The organism is Desulfovibrio ferrophilus (assembly GCF_003966735.1).
GTDB lineage: Bacteria > Desulfobacterota > Desulfovibrionia > Desulfovibrionales > Desulfovibrionaceae > Desulfovibrio_Q > Desulfovibrio_Q ferrophilus.
In genome coordinates this window covers 2,765,934-2,784,915 of record NZ_AP017378.1, presented here as the reverse complement: position 1 = coordinate 2,784,915, position 18,982 = coordinate 2,765,934, and the positions used below count along the sequence as shown (strand labels likewise).

The 18,982-nt window shown below is 56.9% G+C and carries 16 protein-coding genes and 1 tRNA gene; 8 read left to right on the top strand and 9 right to left on the bottom strand.

Annotated elements, in window-relative coordinates; genetic code table 11:
- Position 1: 1 nt before the first annotated feature.
- The 7 genes from EL361_RS12840 to EL361_RS12810 form a co-directional block, all read right to left on the bottom strand.
- Positions 2-2,065 (bottom strand): glycosyltransferase, encoded by a 2,064-nt coding sequence (locus tag EL361_RS12840; protein ID WP_232034933.1) that lies wholly within the window; start codon positions 2,063-2,065, stop codon positions 2-4.
- Between the two features lie 47 nt (positions 2,066-2,112).
- Positions 2,113-3,936 carry a glycosyltransferase family 4 protein gene (locus EL361_RS17275; protein ID WP_232034780.1) on the bottom strand — a complete coding sequence of 608 codons (1,824 nt, stop codon included), beginning with the start codon at positions 3,934-3,936 and terminating at the stop codon, positions 2,113-2,115.
- A complete protein-coding gene (locus EL361_RS12830; RefSeq protein ID WP_172961749.1) occupies positions 3,923-4,843 on the bottom strand; it encodes an NAD-dependent epimerase/dehydratase family protein in 921 nt (306 codons plus the stop codon). The genes EL361_RS17275 and EL361_RS12830 overlap by 14 nt, the downstream gene beginning before the upstream one ends.
- A gap of 1 nt (position 4,844) precedes the next feature.
- The gene (locus EL361_RS12825) at positions 4,845-5,615 is read right to left on the bottom strand and encodes a class I SAM-dependent methyltransferase (RefSeq protein ID WP_126380149.1); all 771 of its coding nucleotides are present in this window, start codon (positions 5,613-5,615) and stop codon (positions 4,845-4,847) included.
- Positions 5,616-5,695: 80 nt separating this feature from the next.
- On the bottom strand, positions 5,696-6,733 hold the full coding sequence (locus EL361_RS12820; RefSeq protein ID WP_126380147.1) for a hypothetical protein: 1,038 nt from the start codon (positions 6,731-6,733) through the stop codon (positions 5,696-5,698).
- Positions 6,730-7,425, bottom strand: a complete 696-nt coding sequence (locus EL361_RS12815) for an acylneuraminate cytidylyltransferase family protein (RefSeq protein ID WP_197723436.1) — start codon at positions 7,423-7,425, stop codon at positions 6,730-6,732. Before EL361_RS12815 ends, EL361_RS12820 begins: the two co-directional genes overlap by 4 nt.
- Entirely contained in the window at positions 7,422-8,354 is a 933-nt protein-coding gene (locus tag EL361_RS12810) for a glycosyltransferase family 2 protein (RefSeq protein WP_126380143.1), read from the bottom strand. Before EL361_RS12810 ends, EL361_RS12815 begins: the two co-directional genes overlap by 4 nt.
- Positions 8,355-8,505: 151 nt before the next feature.
- Here EL361_RS12810 and EL361_RS12805 point away from each other — a divergent pair, with 151 nt between their 5' ends.
- From EL361_RS12805 to EL361_RS12780, 6 genes are all read left to right on the top strand, one after another.
- Positions 8,506-9,759: a glycosyltransferase gene (locus tag EL361_RS12805; RefSeq protein ID WP_172961748.1), complete on the top strand. Its 1,254-nt coding sequence runs from the start codon at positions 8,506-8,508 to the stop codon at positions 9,757-9,759.
- Between the two features lie 72 nt (positions 9,760-9,831).
- On the top strand, positions 9,832-11,490 hold the full coding sequence (locus EL361_RS12800; RefSeq protein WP_172961747.1) for a glycosyltransferase family 2 protein: 1,659 nt from the start codon (positions 9,832-9,834) through the stop codon (positions 11,488-11,490).
- Complete coding sequence (locus tag EL361_RS12795) at positions 11,487-11,741, top strand: hypothetical protein (RefSeq protein ID WP_126380137.1); 255 nt, start codon at positions 11,487-11,489, stop codon at positions 11,739-11,741. The genes EL361_RS12800 and EL361_RS12795 overlap by 4 nt, the downstream gene beginning before the upstream one ends.
- A 5-nt stretch (positions 11,742-11,746) precedes the next feature.
- Positions 11,747-12,208, top strand: a complete 462-nt coding sequence (locus EL361_RS12790; protein WP_232034779.1) for a TylF/MycF/NovP-related O-methyltransferase — start codon at positions 11,747-11,749, stop codon at positions 12,206-12,208.
- An 11-nt stretch (positions 12,209-12,219) separates the two neighbouring features.
- The gene (locus tag EL361_RS12785) at positions 12,220-13,860 is read left to right on the top strand and encodes a glycosyltransferase family A protein (RefSeq protein ID WP_126380133.1); all 1,641 of its coding nucleotides are present in this window, start codon (positions 12,220-12,222) and stop codon (positions 13,858-13,860) included.
- A gap of 210 nt (positions 13,861-14,070) precedes the next feature.
- Positions 14,071-14,658 (top strand): DJ-1/PfpI family protein, encoded by a 588-nt coding sequence (locus EL361_RS12780; protein WP_126380131.1) that lies wholly within the window; start codon positions 14,071-14,073, stop codon positions 14,656-14,658.
- Positions 14,659-14,802: 144 nt separating this feature from the next.
- Here the strand turns inward: EL361_RS12780 and prxU are convergent, their stop codons facing one another.
- Positions 14,803-15,534, bottom strand: coding sequence for a thioredoxin-dependent peroxiredoxin (prxU, locus tag EL361_RS17270; protein WP_126380129.1), 732 nt, complete (start codon positions 15,532-15,534; stop codon positions 14,803-14,805).
- Positions 15,535-15,730: 196 nt separating this feature from the next.
- Positions 15,731-16,867, bottom strand: a complete 1,137-nt coding sequence (gene glf, locus EL361_RS12770; protein ID WP_126380127.1) for a UDP-galactopyranose mutase — start codon at positions 16,865-16,867, stop codon at positions 15,731-15,733.
- A gap of 194 nt (positions 16,868-17,061) precedes the next feature.
- Here glf and serS point away from each other — a divergent pair, with 194 nt between their 5' ends.
- Together serS and EL361_RS12760 are read left to right on the top strand one after the other, a co-directional pair.
- Positions 17,062-18,339: a serine--tRNA ligase gene (gene serS, locus EL361_RS12765; protein WP_126380125.1), complete on the top strand. Its 1,278-nt coding sequence runs from the start codon at positions 17,062-17,064 to the stop codon at positions 18,337-18,339.
- A 228-nt stretch (positions 18,340-18,567) separates the two neighbouring features.
- Positions 18,568-18,643, top strand: a tRNA-Lys gene (locus EL361_RS12760).
- Positions 18,644-18,982 lie beyond the last annotated feature (339 nt).

Genomic DNA, 18,982 nt, shown 5'->3' with positions numbered 1-18,982 from the left:
GCTACCGGTTTTCGAAAAGGGTCTTAAGGGTTGATGAAATAGCCCGGGGACTGAACCTTTCGGCCACGGCAAGCACACCCTGAAGGCTGAAGTTGTACCAGGTAATGCGATCATCATAGACCTGCAGGGTCTTCAGGGCGAATTCTTCGTGGTCGTCGGTGATGAAGCATTCTACCCCGTCAGTGAACCCAAAGCCTTCCGCCCCGATGGATGTCGTGATGATGGGAATGCCCAGAGAAGCGGCCATTCCGATTTTCCCCTTGAGGCCCGAGCCATAGGTCATGGGACAGACAAAGGCTCTGTAGCGCGACATGGTCGCGGCCAGATCGGGGACATAGCCGACGAGTTTCACGGCAGGGGCACGCAGGTCCTGCAAAGCTGTCTGGGCATCCTGCCCGACCAGATGCAGGCGGATGTCGCTTCTGCGTCTTACGATGTGGGGCAGGATCTTGCTGACGAAATGGCGCGCCGCATCGGCGTTATGGTTCACGCTGTAGTTGCCCAGGAAAACAATGTTTCTTCGGTCATGCATCGGCGTGATATTTATGACAGGAGAATGGATATTGGGCACCACCGAGACAGGGGCCGAGTCGGGGATTTCAGTCAGAATGGCTTCCCGTTCCTGCTCTGAAACGGTCAGAATTCTATCTGCCAGGGGATAGGTCTTTCGCTCCAGGGCCAGAAATTCACGAGCCGTTTGCAGGTCTTCCGCCTGCTTGGAGAGCAGATGGCGGCGCATGAACTTGCGGCTATGAAAATCCATGGTGTCCACAATGATGCTTGTTTGAGGGGCGGTTTTGCGTACCTCAAGCAGGGTTTGGAGCTGAAGTCCCAGGAACTGTGTTGTCCAGAGATTGCTCTGCCAGAGGACATCGGGGCGGGTGCCTCCGATGATCCGGGCCGCAGCCTCGCCGGAAGCGGGGAGCTTGTGGCAAGGAAGCCCGAGGTCCCGCGCATAGCGCTTATCCTGCTCAGTGGCGAAGAAATAGTAGTATTCGATTTCTGCGCCACCCTGTTGCAGCAGGTGCAGGATACTCAGGAGGCGGTGGTTTGCAGCGGAGACGTCGTGGCGCGGCAGGAAGTTGCTGATCACGGCGATGCGCAATCCTTTGACGTGCATGTCTTCCATAAGCCCGGGGTCCAGTTGGCCCTTGAGGCGGTTCTTAATGTCGTCCGGAATGACGAATCCGGGAGGGCCTCCCTGGAAACAGAAGCTTTCGCGGACCTCGGCCCCTTCGTTAAATCCGCGCTTGTGCTGCAGCTTGATGACTTCGCGGTGCAGTTTGTCGCGGTCGGCTGTGGTCTTGGCGTCCGGATGGATGAGGGCACTGGCCCAGATACCTTGACCGGAAACAAAAGGCGCATGCTCTAGCATCTGGAAATACAGGTCCTGGTCCATGCAGTAGTGCAACCCGACATCCACGCCAAAGCGCTTGGCCAGGGCGGTGTCGATGAAACACGCAGGCTGATAAATCTGACGGCCATTCCAATTCTGGCCAAGGTTGGAACGCCCTAGGCTGTTGGGATAGACGACGTTGAGCTGGTAACCTTCGGGATCTACTCTCTGGCAGGCCCCGACCCAGCCCGCGGCACCGCGGTTTTCCCGCCAGGTTTGCGCCACGCGGAACAGGGCCCCGGGCTCCAGCCAGTCGTCCGAGTTGATCCAATTGAAAATTTCACCGGTGGCGAGGTTCAGGCCCTTGTTGATGGCATCGGATTGACCGTCGTCAGGGGCACTGACCCAGTGGTCGATGTGTGCGTCGTACTTGCGAATGACTTCGACTGTCTGGTCCGTACTGCCGCCATCCATGATGATGTATTCCAGGTTGGGATAGCCTTGATCCAGGATCGAACGGATTGTTTTCTCGATGTACTGCCCTTGATTGAAGGACGGTGTAACGATGGTAATTCGGGGCCAGTGGGAGGCAGTAGCCTGCGGATTGGCTCCGGGAGGAGTAGCGAGGTCAATGGGAATGGAACGAGTCTGAATCTGGTGCAATACGGAGTTGGCGATGTCCCTGCACAGCTGAAGGGTTTCATCGTTCCAGCCTTGAAGGGGGATCATCTCTGGTGAAAGACCTGGAATACCGAGGCCTCGCACGGCCTCCCGTGTCAGGCGAACATACCAGTCCCACGACCATGCCAGTTCATGCATGGGATGGTAGGCCATGGGAGTGCGAACCTGTTTGGCTGGAAATCCTCCGAGAATGGGGATGAGGGCGATCCAATAGTCCCACCAGGGAGCACCGATGCAGAATTCCGTTTTTTTGTACAGGGGCAGCAGCTTTCGATCGAAGAAAAAGAAGTCGAAGCCCTGGCTGTACATGTCGCCATGCGTGGCATGCTCGTCGGGCACATCAAGACGAGAGCCGAACACGAATGATCCTTCAGCTTCCGATTCAATCCGTTGCACAAGGTCGGGGGCACCGCGCAGGATGATGTCCGAGTTGACGGTGCCACAGATCTGGCGGCCTGAAGATGAAAAATGGGCAAAGAGATCATCAAGGTAGACCAGTGGCTTACCCAGCGTTTCTTTGGCGCTTCGGGCCACGGGGATGAACCGGACCTCCGGGAAATGGGGTTGGACCAGAGGAATTTCTTCGGGTGGGTTGAGGGATTCGACTTCAAACCCAACTCGAGCCAACTCAGGACGGCGCGACGCTGTTTGGGGATACCCTTTGGGGCGATGCTGGTCGTGATCGTCAGCGCGTTGCCACTGGACCGTGTATGTTTCGGAGCGGAAATGGTTTTCGGGGCTGCGGAAAACAGTCTGACGCCTTCCTTGGCGATGCGGAGCAACTGCAGGCCGAACAGGCGAATGCGTTGGTCTGCATCACGTCTTGCCTGTTCCTCCTGCTCCGTCCCGTGGGTGGGGATAAGGGCCTGCGAATTTGTCAGGAGCTTCTGGGTCAGGTCGGCGGGGTCGCCAGCCTTGAAATAGATGCCGTGCTCGGGCGCTTGTTCCTGATGCACATCGATATCTGAAAGAAAAATGGTCTTGCCCAGAACGCGACTGTCCTCCACCACCGTGCTCCAGCCTTCAAACAGCGATGGTTGAATCACTCCCAGGCTGCCGCGTAGCAGCTGGATCTGGTCATTTCTGTCGATACGGCCGAGGATATGCACAAGCTCTTCGATCCCGAGGGCCTTGAGCAGACCCAGAAGCTCGTTGAAGTATCCTTTGTTGCGGTAATCCTGTGTGGGGCCCGTGCAGACCAGGTGGATGGGCTTGCCCATTCGCTTGAGCACGGAAATGGCACTGAAGAGCGTCTTGTGGTCCTTGTGCATCCAGAACTGGTTGCAGCAGATCAGAAAGTGTTCCGGGAGGCCGAAGTGCTTGCGGACATCGTCCGGGTTGCCCTGGAACCAGCTCTCTTCGGCGATGGTGGTGAAATGCAGGATGGCGCCCGAAGCTTGCGAATCCGGGAAAAAACAGCGGAAGTCATTTTGGGCCGCCTCGCTGCTGAAGACAATATACCGGGCTCGTTCCGCAACCATGCGGTCCACAATATCCCGTTTTTCCAGCTCTGCCTTGGGGCAGAATTGAGGTAAGCGCCGGTGTTGGAAGTCAGGAATCCAGGAGGCTGCGGGCCAGCCCTCGAGGACATTGCTGTGTACCGGGAACAGGAAGTCGATGTGCTGGTAAAGTTCTGCTTCGGTGCTGCAGGTGATGACCGACGGCCCGAGAAGCTGTTCGGCAAGCTGCCGGTCGGCTGTGCGCGCAATAATGGTGTCCGCCAACGGCAGGATGCGTCGATGTTCGGTGATGGCTTGTTCCCTGAGGAATTTTTCGGGAATCACCAGGATAAGTCGGGGACGCAGGTCCTCGGGAAGGGAACATCCAGCCAGAAAGAGATGGATGACATAGTTGACCCCCCCCAGCCATGTGTCCGCGATGACGGGGATACCAATTCTTGGAGAGCTATTCGGCGTCATGGTCCTGCCTTTGATACCAAGCGGCGTACTCGGCGATACCCTGTTCCAGGGGAGTGCGAGGTTCGAATCCAGATTGCGCCAGTCGTGAGACGTCGGCCTGCCAGTACAAGGGGTCACCGGGGCGCGAATTTCCATTGAAAACAGGGGCGATGTCAGACTGGGGCCAAGCTTCACAGAGCAGTTGTGCGATGCGTTTGACGGAAGTCTGTTTTCCGCTTGCCAGATTGAAGAGGCCGTTGTTGATTTGCTGATTCAGCAAGTGCTCCACGGAGCGCGCTACATCATCGACATGGATGAAGTCCCTGGTTTCGTCCCCGGTCCCGAACAGATGCAGGTGTCTCTGGCGAATCTTGCTGCAGACGTCCCACAGCAGCTGCTTTTTCAAGCCCGGGCCGTAGCAGGAAAAGATGCGTAGGGTCACGCAGTTCAGGCCGTATATGGAACTGAATTCTTGAAGTACTTGTTCGGACATAAGCTTGTGATAGCCATATGGAGAGATGGGCGCGGTCGGGCTGTCTTCGGAAATGGGTAGAGCTTTGGGGTTTCCGTATACTGCAGCGCTCGAGGGGAAGAAGACGGAACAGTCCGGGGTGGTCTTGCGTATGGCGTCGAGCAAATGGAAGAGGGTAACTGGGCCTGCCTGAAAATCATGGGAGGGGTATTCCAGAGAGTGTCCCACCGAGGCCGAGCCAGCGAAATGGAGGCAGGCTGAGGGTTGTTCTCTGCGCAGAATGCCTTCGATATCTGTATCGGGCAGCATGAGTTGGCAATATCTGTCGGTTGTCCCATGGAGATCGATGGAATTCGTGTCAATTCCCACCACGCGCCAGCGTTTTTTGAGCAGGCGCGCAATGTGGCTGCCAATGAATCCGTTGACGCCGGTGATGAGAATAGACTGATCGCTCATCTCAGCTCCTTCTGATCGCAAAGGCGACACCATATCCAAGGTCGGTGAATTTGAATGAAGAGAAAAATGGGCGCGAAGCCACGGCTCGGTTCCAGATGTCCATCAGATAAGTATGCTGGGGATGAACGATGTCGTCAAAGACGATCGCTCCTCCGATGCGTAACCTTGGGATGACAGTGAGCAGGTCTGCCATGGCCCCTTCGGGGCTGTGGTCGCCATCAACGGTGATCAGATCGAACGTCGCATCGGGGTTCTGTTCGAAGTAGGCGGGGACGGTGTCATGGGAGTTGCCGGAGACGAAGTCCAGAGAGCCCTGGAATCCAAGATTGCTCATTTCTTGGCGGACGAATTCAGGCCCGGGATTTTCCAGACCAGCATAGTTATCCATCCAGAGGTCGAACCCCACAATGCTTGCTTGCGGGCAACAGCCTGCTACCATGGACATACTTCTACCGCGTCGCACGCCGATTTCAAGGTAGTTATCCACTTTGAGGCTGTTGCTTAAGGCAAAGAGGGCTGTGCAAATGTCTGCATAGCGCCATTGGCTGCCGTGGGTCTCGATGCCTTTGGCGATGAATTGGGAAATGAAAACGGCGTATTCGTCGGGTGTCAGCTTGTCGAGAATGGCTCCCACACCCCGGTGTGTGGCGGTGTCGAAAAGAATCTGTGAAAGGGTCTCTGCCCCGGCCAGGAGGGGGGGATACCATTTGGCTGACAGGCCATGCACATTGGCGCGGACGACATCTTTGCAGAGGCTGTTTGGGTGGGACATCTTCGGCAACACCTTGGTTGAGTGAATAAAAGAGGAAATAATTAAAGCAAGAACCACGCCAGTGGGGTGTCATCCGTGACTTAGGGAGAGGGCGCCCGTCCTGTGGTTTTGGGGTCTGGAGCTTGTTGTTCGTTTCTGGCCAGGAGTTGCCATCGCAGAAGAGAGAGTCCGTCCTTGATGAGCAGGGCATGTTCTGCCGGGAGTCTCCAAAGGTCATGGGCGAGGTCCTGATCCGGGCTTTGAGGAAGGGGAGCCCTGAACAGACTTAGGCTACCGTCGGGCTGGGCAAGGGGCGGAAAGTCTTGCCTGCCGGTGATGTCTTGGCCCCTCAGGTCCGTGACTCGCGTCGAGCTTCGGTCCCAATCCCAAGTTGCTCCTATGGGAACGTATGGTAGCAGGAATCGTGCAGGTCCGGGAGCATCTGTGGGAGTGATCAAGCCCCAGCGTGTGGAGTCGGGGAGAGCGAAATCGGAGGGGAGAGTGAAACAGGCCCGGGAGTCTGGGCCTGTCGTGTCCTGCGAAAGAATGATTTTTCCGCCCCTCCACATCAGGACCAGCAGGGTCTGTGCCGGAAGTCTGCTCTTGATATGGACGACTTGCCGCCCTGTGGAATCGCCGCCAAGGGTGGCGCCGTCATGGAGCGGGCGAAATGGAGCATGCAGGGCGTAAAGGGTTTTGCCCTGGCATGGGTGGTCTTCTGGAGGGCGGGCACTCAGCAGGTACATGGCTTCGGTGCGACTGAACTGATCAAGGGCCGAGGTCAAGTCCTGACAGGTCAGAGTTGGATTCCGCGGGTTGAGGATTGCCGCGGGTGCTGTTGCTGATGGGTGGGCACCAATGAGGTCCAAAGCGAGTTGTGACCCGTGTGGCAGGAAATGGAAAAGTGCAGGTACAGAATCGTATTCACCCGCCTTCACGAACTCGACTCCCGTAGCCTTGAACTCACTGATGATCTGTGCCGGAAGTTCGGAGTAGACAACGCTGATCAACGTGGATTCGGATAACGATGTTGCTTTGATCGCAGTTCGGGCGGCCTGCACCGTCAATTGATGGAACAGGTCCGGAAGGCCGGAGAGGTATTCCTCGGGGTCGATGATTGCCGGGATGATGATTCTCATTGCCGGGCTCCGTTGGGGAACAGCCCGGCCTCGACCACGGCATTGGCCAGTCGCAGGTCTTGCTCCGTGTCGATGTCAATGAGTTGTACGGGGTCGTCCACGACATGCAGACAGAAATGTTGCGTTGGCTTTTTGACGGTTTTTCCTTCGTACAGCCCATAGGGCCGGTAGGCTGGCCGGAGTGATTGGGATTGGTCCGGAGTTATGAATCGATATCCTGTGCCTGTGGGGACGGACCATGTGCAGGGTGCTGTGTCGAGTTGCCGGGCCGTTACGACTTTGCTTCGGGTGTCGACAAGCAGGGCAGTCAATTGGTCGATCAGGCCCGGGAGACGGAAAGGATGCGTGGGATAGAGCGCGCAGTAGGCGTCGGGCGAATAGCCTTCCCTGTGTTGCAACTCAGCCAGTACATGCTTGATGCCCTCAATGACATTGCTGCGGTCACCTGCCAACTCTGCAGGCCGCAGAAAGGGAACCTCGGCACCCCAGTTGCGGGCGACTGCAGCAATCTCTTCATCATCCGTGGAAACAACCACACGTGTTATCCGCTTGGCCTCCAGGGCCGCACGAATGCTCCAGGCCACAAGGGGCATCCCCCCCAGCGGCAGGATGTTTTTGCGGGGCAGGCCCTTGGAGCCGCCTCGGGCAGGGATGATGGCCAGTACTTCGGGGCGACTGCCCTGTTTGTTCACGTTCCCTCCACAATGCAGTTCAGATACACACCCTCGGCAATCCAGAGGTTGTGGTAGGCTCGCCATGATTCGGCTTGCTGCGGATCCACAACGTGATCCAGGCGTACTGTGTAGGGATGCGGATAGCGGGAGCGGACCTCCTCGCCCAAGGCGCGCAATTCCAGTTTGTCCGGGTTCTTGATGGTCTCGTTGAAGTCGAAGTGGGTGGTCTGTGGGGCCAGAGGTGGTCGCGATCGGATCAGCGCGTTGTTGTCCAGCTGTTCGGTCCGGCGGTGCTTGAAGTTGCAGTGCTCGTGAACCCGGTAGCGATAGAGCTTCTCGGGCAGGAACAGGGTTTTGTCCGGACCGGCGGCCTCGGCCATGGGCAGATACAGGGACAGATCCCCCGCTGCCCGGAAAAAATGACCATCCTCGTCCCGGAACATGTCGTCCGTCAGGCTGCCCAGCAGATAGCCCTTGAAGGTTCGCAGGTGCGAGATGCACCACAGCTGCTTGCGTGGTGGCACCCCGTCCATCATCTGTGCGCCCAGAGAGTCTTTGGACCCGTCGATGCGCATGTCGGTGTAGACGAGGTCATAGCCCTTGGCGTGAGCTTCCATGACATGAGAAAATGCATCTGGTAGCAAGTGGTCGTCACCGTCCACCACGGCCACGACCTCCGCCGGGGCGGGGGCAAGTTCGCGCAGGCCCGCCAGCAAGTTGCCCATCAGATGGGCGCGCGGCATTCCGCGGCGTACTGTAATCCTGGGGTCGGCATACCGTTCAGCAATGCCGCAGGTGTTGTCCGTGGAGGCGTCATCGGCCACCAGCAGTCGCCAGTTACCGAAATCCTGTTTCAGGATGGAATCAAGGCATTCGCTGATGAATTCGGCACAGTTATGGCATGGGACTAGGACGACGAGTCCCGTTGGGTGCAGGGCGCTTTTCATGACGATGCCTTGGCTTACGGGATTATCCGGTTAATCCGGTTGGTTGAAACTATCGGAAAAGAATGATCCAGTCCATAGGATGTGGATTGGCCGTCGATTGTTTGACGGCAGGTGTCAGCCCCCTTCTCTTACAGGGGGATTGGAGGAACCAGTGGCAGAATCAAGAGCGCAGTCATTTGCCAATTTGGCTCACCATTACAGGGCCAAGGGCGAGATTGAAAAAGCTGAGAAATACGAGGCGAAATGCCGCGATTTGCAGGGAGACCCCGCAGTTCCTGTCGGGCAGGCCCGCACAGAGGACTCTCCTTCGGAGGCGGAACTGATGGAAGTCGTGACCATGGTCTCCATGGGGGTTCATGACGCCTTGATCAAGCGGTTTGGCAATGACATCAGACAGGGCATTGCCAGCGCGGTCAGCACGGCTTTGATTCGCTCGGGGGAGAATGAGCGAGCTCTAGAGTATCTGTCAAAACTGCCGGAGACTCAGGAAGTCAAACTCAAGCACAAGGCGCTGGAGCTGCTGGAAGAAATGCGGAATGTGGATTTGAGCCCCGAGCCTCGGGTCCATCTGTTGCTCTTGTCCTACAACCGGGCAGATTGTCTTGAAAACGCACTGCGCCAGTTGGCAGCCACTGATTATTCCAATTACGCGGTGTACATTGCAGATAACAACTCACAGGACGGAAGTTGGGATATCCTGCAAAAGGCCCGTGATATATTCCCCGAGGGCGTCGAAGTCTCCATTGAGCGTTTTCCCACCAATATCGGGCGTCCGGCGGGGCATAACTGGCTGCTGGAGAAGCACGATCATTCGGCGGCCGAGTTCATCGCCATCGGTGATGACGACCTGCTGGAGATTCCACCTTCCTGGCTGAAAGACATGATCAAAACCTCCCGCGTCTTTCCCAAAGCCGCAGCCATTGGTGGCAAAGCGCTGAATCCTGGTGTGCCCAAGGTGATCCACGGCGGAGTCCGAAGATTTACGAGCTTTGGCCCCACTGAGATCGAGCTGACCAACAACGATGAGGTCGTCGATTATGGACAGTTCGACTTCGTGGACCGTGTGGATCACGTCATCGGTTGTTTGCACATCTATCGGCGGGATGCGTTGCTTGAGGACATCGGTCTTTTCGATATCCGGTTTTCGCCGTGCCAGTATGTGGACATTGAGCATCATCTGCGTCTGCGGATGAAGGGCTACGAGGTGATCTACAACGGGTTTATCGAATTCCGTCATTTGCGGGGCATGGGCAAGCAGGCCGCTGCCGACAGGGCGCTGGGCGGCAACAGTCATGGCAACCGAATCAAAATTCTGTACAAGTACGACCAGCAGGAAGTGATTGCCATGCTGCGCGAGGAAGCCAGACGCTATGATGCCTGGCTCGACAGCCCCTCGTTGGTGTGATGGGTACCCCAAAGCGAGTGTTGCGAGACGATGCGCCAGCAGGACGCTGGAAACGATTGGCCAGGAGGGCTTATGTTTCTTGATTATATGAAGGTGATGACCGGAGGCTTGGCTGGCCAGCTTGAACGCCAGACCAATGCCGAGGTCTATCAACGACTCCAGAATTACATCTGCAGCTTTGCCTTAGAACCGATAGTAATTTCTTGCTATATCAATCGTTTGTTGATGAACGAAAAGGCCTTTGATCAGGATGCCGCGTATTGGGCAAAATATATCCTGGGCAAGTTTCTGCAGCGCAGGCCTTTTGAACGCAAAGCCCTGGAAATCGGGGTGTTGTTTTTTCCCGAGGGCAAGGTGCCACAGCTCAAAGCCATGGTGGAGCGAACCGATATCTCTCAAGCCGAATGGCAGAGCTTTAGCGAGGCTGACGCCGATTTTGATGAGCGCGAGCAGTCGCGGCGTGAGTTGGCCATGATGCTCAAGAACAACCCGTCCAGCTTGGGCGTGGCCTCAATGCTGCTTGAATATTGCCGGCGTGATGCTTTGGATCCCAAACGATACCTGACGGCCTTTCGGCCACCAGAGGAAGTATTGGCCGAGTGGAAGTCGGCGCTGTTTCAGCACTACGCGCAAATCGGGCGGGATGACATCGCCATGAAGCTCTGGGGTGAGTTGAGTACGGGGTCGTTGAACGAGACCGAACTCAATCTCGCGGCCGAGTTGTTCATCCGCGCCGGGCAGCTCGGCCGAGGTATTGCGTTTTATGAACGCTCGCTGGCCCTTGATCCGTTGCAGACGCCTGTACGTCTGCGGGTGAAGGAACTCAGAAATCCCTTTGTCCCTGATCATGAACTGATCGAGAAGCGTAAGGTTTGCATTTATCTCTACACATGGAACAAGGCCACCATCTTTGAGCAGACCTTGGATAGCCTGAGCAAAACCCGCCTGGGCAACGCCAAGATCAAGGTGCTGATCAACGGATGTACTGACAGAAGCCTGGAGGTCGCCAAGGCTGCCCGGGAAAAGTTCCCGAACAACGATTTCGAGATCATCGAGACCCCTATCAATATCGGTGCGCCTGCGGCCCGCAACTGGCTCATCAATCACGGTGATACCTGGGAATCCGACTACGTGGCCTTCCTGGATGACGATGTGACAATCCAGGAGGATTGGCTGGATCATTTTTTGACAGTGATGGAGTCCGACAGTGGGATAGGTGTGGTTGGCGCCAAGATTGTAGCGCCGGGGAGTCCGGTTAAACTCCAATATCTTTTCAGGCATGTGGATGTGGCGACCGAGACTATGCTCAAGATGAGTCTTGAATCACCTATCGGAGAATATGACACTGGTCTCTACAACATCGTGCGTGAAGCCCGAAGCGTCATGGGATGTCAGCATATGTTCCGGGTGGATGCCTTGAAGCAGGTTCCTCAGTTCGATATCCAGTTCAGTCCTTCCCAGGTGGATGACATCGAGCATGACCTGATGCTTTGTCTCAAGGGTTTCAAAATCATGTACACCGGACACGTGAGTTGCATTCATCATCAATCCTCCGGGGTGGGGCAGAATGCCTCTTCCCTGACGATGAAGAAGATGGGCAACGCCATCGGCAATGATTTGAAACTCTGCTTCAAGCATTTTGAGAATCTGGGGAAATTGGCCAAAATGGACAGTCTGAGTCTTGTTGGCCCGCTTGAAGGACTTCAGGTAGGAGCAGCGAGAGCATCATGATTACTGAATTGAAACAGGTTCTGCATACCCTCGGTGAGTGTGCGGAAAAGGACCATGGCTTGTTCCTGCAGAATTTTTATACCTTATCCAGAACGTTGGGGGCGTTTGAGACCAAGCCCAACTCCCTGTGGGAAAAGGAAAAGCGTCAGGCCGTTCTTGAAGGACTCCTGCGTACCGAGCATCTTGATGGAGATGTTGCCGAACTGGGTGTCTTTCAGGGGGGGGGACGTTTATACTGGCAGATATATTAGATATTTTGGATTCTTCGCGCAAGATCTTTGCCGTGGATTCCTTTGAAGGGCTGCCTGCTCCGCGTCAGGAAGATTCCATCCCGAGAATGGGAGGCAAGACGCACTACGTCGAAGGCATGTTCAAGGAGACGTCCTACGCGCAGTTGCAATATCTGCTCGAAATTTGGGGGAAAAACCAACGGGTGCGTCTAATAAAAGGTTTTTTTGAGGATGTGCTGCCTCCCGCTTTTCCTGCAAGTAAGCAATTCTCCATGGTCATTCTGGACAGCGACCAGTATTCGGGCACCAAGTTTGGTTTGGAATTTTTTTACGACCGGATTCCCGAGGGTGGAATGATCTTCGTGGATGATTACAATGGAACCTACGCCGAGGGTGTGACCGTGGCCGTGAATGAATTTTTGGCCGACAAGCCTGAGCAGATGGCGCAGGGCGGCAAAACCATGTGGTACTGCGTCAAGCAGGGTTGAGGAGAATCATTGTGCCGACGCATCAACCACCCCGCTGGCCCATGCTGCCCTCGGATCTGGGCATGTACCTGACCACCTGCACCTCGGGGAAGTTCTTCAGCATCCATGCGGGGAACCAGTTCGTGGAGCGGGGCGCTGCCCCGGAATCCAGAGGGCGCGAGCAGTTGTTGGCTATCGGCTTCGACCAACTGCATCAGGCCTGGGACACCGATCCTGGAGATCCGACCCTGGCCCATCAACTGATCAATCTGGATCAGACTCTGGGGGGCATCCTGTCGCCTGCAAAGCGCGAGGCCATTATCAGCATGGGTAACACCTTCCGAGGTCCGGTGAGCTGGCGCGACAGGCGCGGCGAACTGTTGGCCCAAGGCGGGGACGCCATGCGCGATGCCGTGGAGCCTGAACTGCGGGCCGAGCCCGGCAATCTGCACTGGTGGTGGCAGGCCTCGGAATGCGCCAGTGAACACAATCAATGGGAGTGGCTGCTGGACATGGCAAGCACGCTTCCGGCTGGCTTGTGCTCCGTGTATGCCCAACGGGCCAGGGCCGATGCCCTGTTCCACCTTGGTCGCTATGCCGAGGCCTTTGAAGGCTATCGCCAACTGACCGGGGCCATGGAATGGCCCGGTTTGGACCTGCGCGTGGGTGAGTGTCTGCTGCGCAGCGGCGATCGTGCCGGGGCCATTGCCCTGTGGCGGGATTCCGTGCTGACCAAACCCTGGCAGACCAACCTTGTGCTGCATCTGCACGACGTGTTGACCGGGGCTGATGCTCCTGGGCCGGCACCCGATGGGCAGACCTTCCTGTTGCTCTATTCCTGGAACAAGGGCGAGAGCCTGAACAATACTTTGGCATCCCTGGCCGAGTCCGACCTGAGCGACGCGCGCATCAAGGTACTGGACAACGGCAGTACGGATTCCACCCCCGATGTGGTACGGGTCTGGGCCGAGCGTTTCGGAGCCGACCGTTTCGAGGCTCTGTCGACCCTGGTCAATGTGGGTGCACCTGCGGCCCGCAACTGGCTGATGCATCTGCCCGACGTGCGCCAGGGCGACAATGTGATCTACATGGACGATGATATCTACCTGCCCACGGATTGGCTGGGCTCCATGGGCGCGGCCCAGCGGGCCTACCCCGAGGCCGCGGTCTGGGGCTGCCGCGTGGTGGACAGCACCCGTCCGCACATCGTTCAGCATGCCGACGAATTTCTTGGTGCCCCGCGCGAGGAAGACAACATCAGTGTGGGATTCTGCTGTCAGTGTCTGGATGTGCTGGATTACGGGCAGTTCTCCTACATGCGGCCCTGTACCTCGGTCACGGGCTGCCTGCACATGTTCCGCACGGCCGAGCTGCATGAACTGGGCGGGTTCGACCTGCAGTTCTCGCCCTCGCAATTCGACGATGCCGAGCACGATCTGATGCTTGTTTCCAAGGGGCGCACCCCCGTCTATCAGGGGCATCTGCGCATCCTGCACGAGCGCAACACCGGTGCCCAGTGGAACGATCGCGACAAGCCCTATGGCATCGACGGCAACTACTACAAGCTGAACAAGAAATATTCGGGGGATGCGGTACGCGAGATTCGTACCCGATCCTATGCCACGGTGCTCTCGGACCTGCGGCGTAAGCTCGCGGTCATCGCCGATCAGTAGGTTCGCATCTCCAATCGTTCGATTCATGCAAATTGAATGATCTGCGATTCGTCTTGCGCAAAAGACATCCTCCTCCGGTAGCCCTGCTGCCGGAGGATTTTTTTATGCAAAGGTGCAGGAAAAGACGTGCAATGATTCTGTCACCTTTGGTATATAGGGTACCAAGATGAAAAAGAGTTACGATAACCTCGCAACAGGGAGAATACAGAAATGGCAGTCAAAAAGATTCTGATGCTGGTTGGCGATTTTGTGGAAGACTACGAGGTCATGGTTCCATTCCAGATGCTGACCATGGTCGGTCATGAGGTGCATGCCGTGTGTCCGGACAAAAAGGCCGGGGATCAGGTGGCCACCGCTATCCATGATTTCGAAGGCCACCAGACCTACACTGAAAAACCCGGTCATAATTTTACTCTCAATGCGGACTTCGGCGCCGTTGACCCGGCGAACTACGATGCTCTTGTGGTCCCCGGTGGTCGTGCCCCGGAATATATCCGTCTGAACGCAAGGGTGATCGAGATCGTCAAGGCCTTTGACGAGGCGGACAAGCCCATTGCTGCCGTGTGCCATGGCCAGCAGGTGTTGGTGGCCGCCGGAATCGTGGATGGCAGAAGTTGCACTGCCTATCCCGCCGTGCGCCCTGATATCGAGCGCGCAGGTGGCTGCTGGATCGATCACAACGAAACCTTCAGCAATGCGGTGGTGGACGGCAATCTCGTGACCGGTCCGGCCTGGCCTGCTCATCCTGAATGGATGCGTAAGTTTCTGGAGGTGCTGGGTTCCATCATCAAACCGTAGTCAAGCGGCCCGAATTCTCCTGCTGGCTGCGTTCCATTGCGGAGGGCAAATCCTCGCAGATGAGAATGGATAATAAAACGGGCGCTCCCCCAGGGGAGCGCCCGTTCTCTTCGTGTCGATTCCTCTTGGGTTGAGGTTTGCGATCTATTCAAAAGCCTGCTTGGTCTTCCAGACCTTCCAGACATTACCCACAAGGTCCGGCCCGGGTTTCAGGGTGTCCTTGCCCGGGAACCAGCCCGAAGGCGTCGCGTGTTTGCCTTTGCCCTTGCGCACCAGCTGGAAGGCTTGAATCTGGCGGAAGGTCTCGCTCACGTTGCGGCCCACCGGCGGGGTCAGGACTTCGTAGCCCTGGACCACACCATCGGGGTCGATCAGATAGCGGCCACGGTTCTCCACGCCCGCTTCAGGGGCGTAGCAGCCGTAAACGGAGCCGACCTTGCCACCACCGTCGGAGACCATGGGGAAGGGCACGCCACCCTTGACCATCTTGGACAACTCGTGGTCGTCCCACATCTTGTGCACAAAGACCGAGTCCACGCTGACGGAGAGGACTTCCACGCCCAGCTTCTGGAATTCGGGATACTTCTCGGCGACCGCCGAGATTTCAGTGGCTCAAACAAAGGTGAAGTCACCCGGATAGAAGCACAACACCACCCACTTGCCCAGATAGTCGGACAGTTTGACGCTGGTGAACTTGCCCTTGTGATAGGCCGGGGCTGCAAAGTCCGGGGCCTTGTGCCCCAGTTTCATGGTCATGGACGGCGACGTGGCGGCAGGTGCCGCAGCGGCGGCTGCTTCCTCGCTGGGTGCTTCGCCGACCGGGCCGCCGGTTGGGCGGGCGCAACCCACGGCTTCTTCTTTTTTCTTGGCAGGCATCAGAGTGTCCTCCTGATAGCTTTAGGCTATAGTTTTATAGAATTGCTATTAATAGAACTGATTCCTATCAAGAGGTCAAACGAAACTTTCATGGCGGCAATAAATGTTGTTCGCCAATGAAAAACGCCACCTTGCGGCGGCGTTCTAACTTGCTGATAAGGCGGTTGGAGGCTGTCTCGAGCACAGCCTTCCATGGTCAGCGCTTGATTTTTTCATCAAACATCTCCAAGGCCGCCAGGATGGTGGTGTCCATGTCCAGGTATTTGTAGCCACCCAGTCGTCCGCCGAACAGGACGTTTGTCTCTGTTTCGGAGAGCTGTCGGTATTGCTCCAGGCGTTCGATGTCGGCAGGGGTGTTGACCGGGTAGTACGGGTCGTCCTGCCCTGCGGCGTGGCGTGAAAATTCCTTGAAGGTCACGGTGCCCCCGGCCTTGTAGTCACGCTCCGGGTGCAGGTGCCGGTATTCGTGGATACGCGTCCATGGTGTATCCGGATCGGCGTAGTTCATGACCGAGGTGCCCTGATAGTCGGATACCGGGTGCACCTCGCGCTCGAAGTCGATAGTACGCCAGGCCAACTCGCCAAAGCGGTTCTCGAAGTAACGATCGACCGGGCCCGTATAAATGACTGTGGCGTCTGCCGGAATCATGTCGCGCACGGCGAAGTAGTCCGTGTTCAGGAAGACATGGATGTTCTCGTGGGCGTGAATGGCCTTGAACATCTCAGCGTAACCGCCCAGGGGGATGCCCTGCCAGGGGTCGGTGAAGTAGTCCACCTCGCGGCTGTGTCTGAAGGGCAGGCGGGTGATGACCTCGGCGGGTAGATTCTTCGGGTCGGTCTCCCACTGCTTCAGGGTGTAGCCGCGGATGAAGGCCTCGTAGAGCGGGCGTCCCACCAGCGAGATGGCCTTTTCCTCGAGGTTGGCGGGTTCCTCCACCCGGTCGCGGGCTGCTTCGGCAAGGACGAAGGCCTCGACCTCGGATGGAGCCAGATCAATGCCATAGAAGCTGTTGATGGTGGTCAGGTTGATGGGCATGGGGAAGACGCGTCCGTCATAGCGGGTCAGCACCTTGTGTCGGTAGCTGTTGAACTGCGTAAACTGCGTGATCCAGTCCCAGACCCGGCGGCGCTTGGTATGAAAGATATGGGTGCCGTAAACATGACACTCGATGCCCGTGTCCGCATCCGTGACGGAATGGCAGTTGCCCCCGATATGATCCCGGCGATCCACGATGGCGACGGGAAGCCCCATGTCGCTGGCAATACGCTCTGCCACGGTGGTTCCGAACAGGCCTGCGCCCACAACAATATACTTGAAACCCGAAAGATCCATGCTCAACATCCTTGTTGGGTGAATACGGCTTTGAGCCGTCATAAGTCGCAGTCGAAATTGTTGCAAACCTCATACCGCCGCACGACTTGCAAGGCGGTGGCGGAACCTCTATAAGTTTCGGTTGCGCCGGGGCGATGAATTCCCGGAGTTTTTCAGCAAGAACCCGGCCGGAGTCTCCGGCGGTTGGAGGATAGATGCTCGATCTCAAGTTTATCAGAAAGAATCTGGATGTGGTCCGTGAATCCGTGGCCCGCCGCCGCGCCAAGGTGGACGTGGATGCCTTTACCGGTCTGGACGAACGCCGCCGTGCGCTCATTGCCGAAGCCGAGGTCCTGAAGGCCGAGCGTAATACCGTGTCCAAGGACATCGGCAAGCGCAAGAAAGCCGGCGAGGACGCGGCCGATCTGGTGTCCCGCATGGGCGAGGTGGGCGACCGTATCAAGTCTCTGGATGAGGAGCTGCGTCAGGTGGACGCCGAGGTCCGCGACTGGTTGGAGTCCGTGCCCAATATTCCGCACGAGAGTGTGGTGGATGGCAATGACGACGCTGATAATCCCGAGGTCTTCCGCTGGGGCGCGAAGCCCGAATTCGATTTCACGCCCAAGGAGCATTACGAACTGGGCGCCAATCTGGACGGGCTGGACTTCGAACGCGGAGCCAAATTGGCAGGGAGCCGGTTTGTGGTCTATCGCGGCTGGGCCGCTCGTCTGGAGCGCGCCCTGGCATCCTTCATGCTGGATGTGCAGACCCTTGAGCACGGCTACAAGGAGATCATGCCCCCGGTCATCGTCAATACCGAGACCATGACCGCCACGGGCCAGTTGCCCAAGTTTGCCGAAGACCTGTTCAAGCTCGAGGGCACAGATTATTACCTGATCCCCACCGCCGAGGTGCCGGTGACCAACCTGCACCGTGAGGAGACCATTGCCGAGGATGAGCTGCCGCTGAAGTACACGGCCTGGACTCCGTGCTTCCGCTCCGAGGCCGGCTCCTATGGCAAGGACACCAAGGGCCTGATTCGTATGCATCAGTTCCAGAAGGTGGAGATGGTGCGCTTCGAAAAGCCCGAGGATTCTTTTGCCGCGCTGGAAGAGATGCGTGAACACGCCGAGAATATTCTGAAGAAGCTGGGCCTGCATTACCGGGTCGTGACCCTGTGCACCGGCGATCTGGGTTTCTCTGCCACCAAGACCTACGATCTGGAAGTCTGGCTGCCCGGTCAGGACAAGTTCCGTGAGATTTCGTCCTGCTCCAACTGCATGGATTTCCAGGCCAGGCGAGGTGGTATTCGTTTCAAGCGCAAGGGCGCCAAAAAGGCCGAGCTGGTGCATACCCTGAACGGCTCCGGGCTGGCCGTGGGCCGGACTCTGGTTGCCGTGCTGGAGAACTATCAGCAGGCCGATGGCAGTATCGTCATTCCCGAGGTTCTGCGGCCCTACATGGGCGGACTTGAGGTTTTGAAATCAGAATAGCTACAGGGGTCCTTCACATCTGCTCCTCGATCTCGATGTTTTTGAAGAGTATGTGAGGTCGGAATTGATTTTTTTGAATGAGTTCTGAGAAAGGGAGCCCGGCCCTGACTGGTGTGATATCGCCTGCTTGGGCAGAAAAAACAGGTTCTGGTTGCAGATGTTCTTCGGTCAAGGGTATATTTCCCTTGACAGACGGAGGCACCCTAGATATCAACTGCTTCCCCGCGTGGGCCGTTAACTCAGTTGGCAGAGTATCTGCCTTTTAAGCAGAGAGTCGTTGGTTCGAGCCCAACACGGCCCACCACAGAGAATAATCCCCCGATCGTCGCAAGGCGGTCGGGGGTTTTTGTTTGTGTCAGGAAGGAGGAGGTGTGATTTTCTGCTCTGTGTCGTGGTCAGATCATTCCGGTTCCAGGAGAAGATGCCCCGTGTTTAGATGTCGGGGCTTTTCCATTGTTGGGCGATTAAAACCGAACAGGCCTGAGACTGCATATGGTTTTTGTATTTTGTATGATCTTTAGAGGTGTCATGAATCCGACACGCTGCTTTTTTTTATGCCTTTCACACAAGGCGATGCAGTGCAAGAATCGCTGGTGTGATTTTTACTGCTCCCGAAGTGGCGGTTTATGGAGGGCCGAAGCAG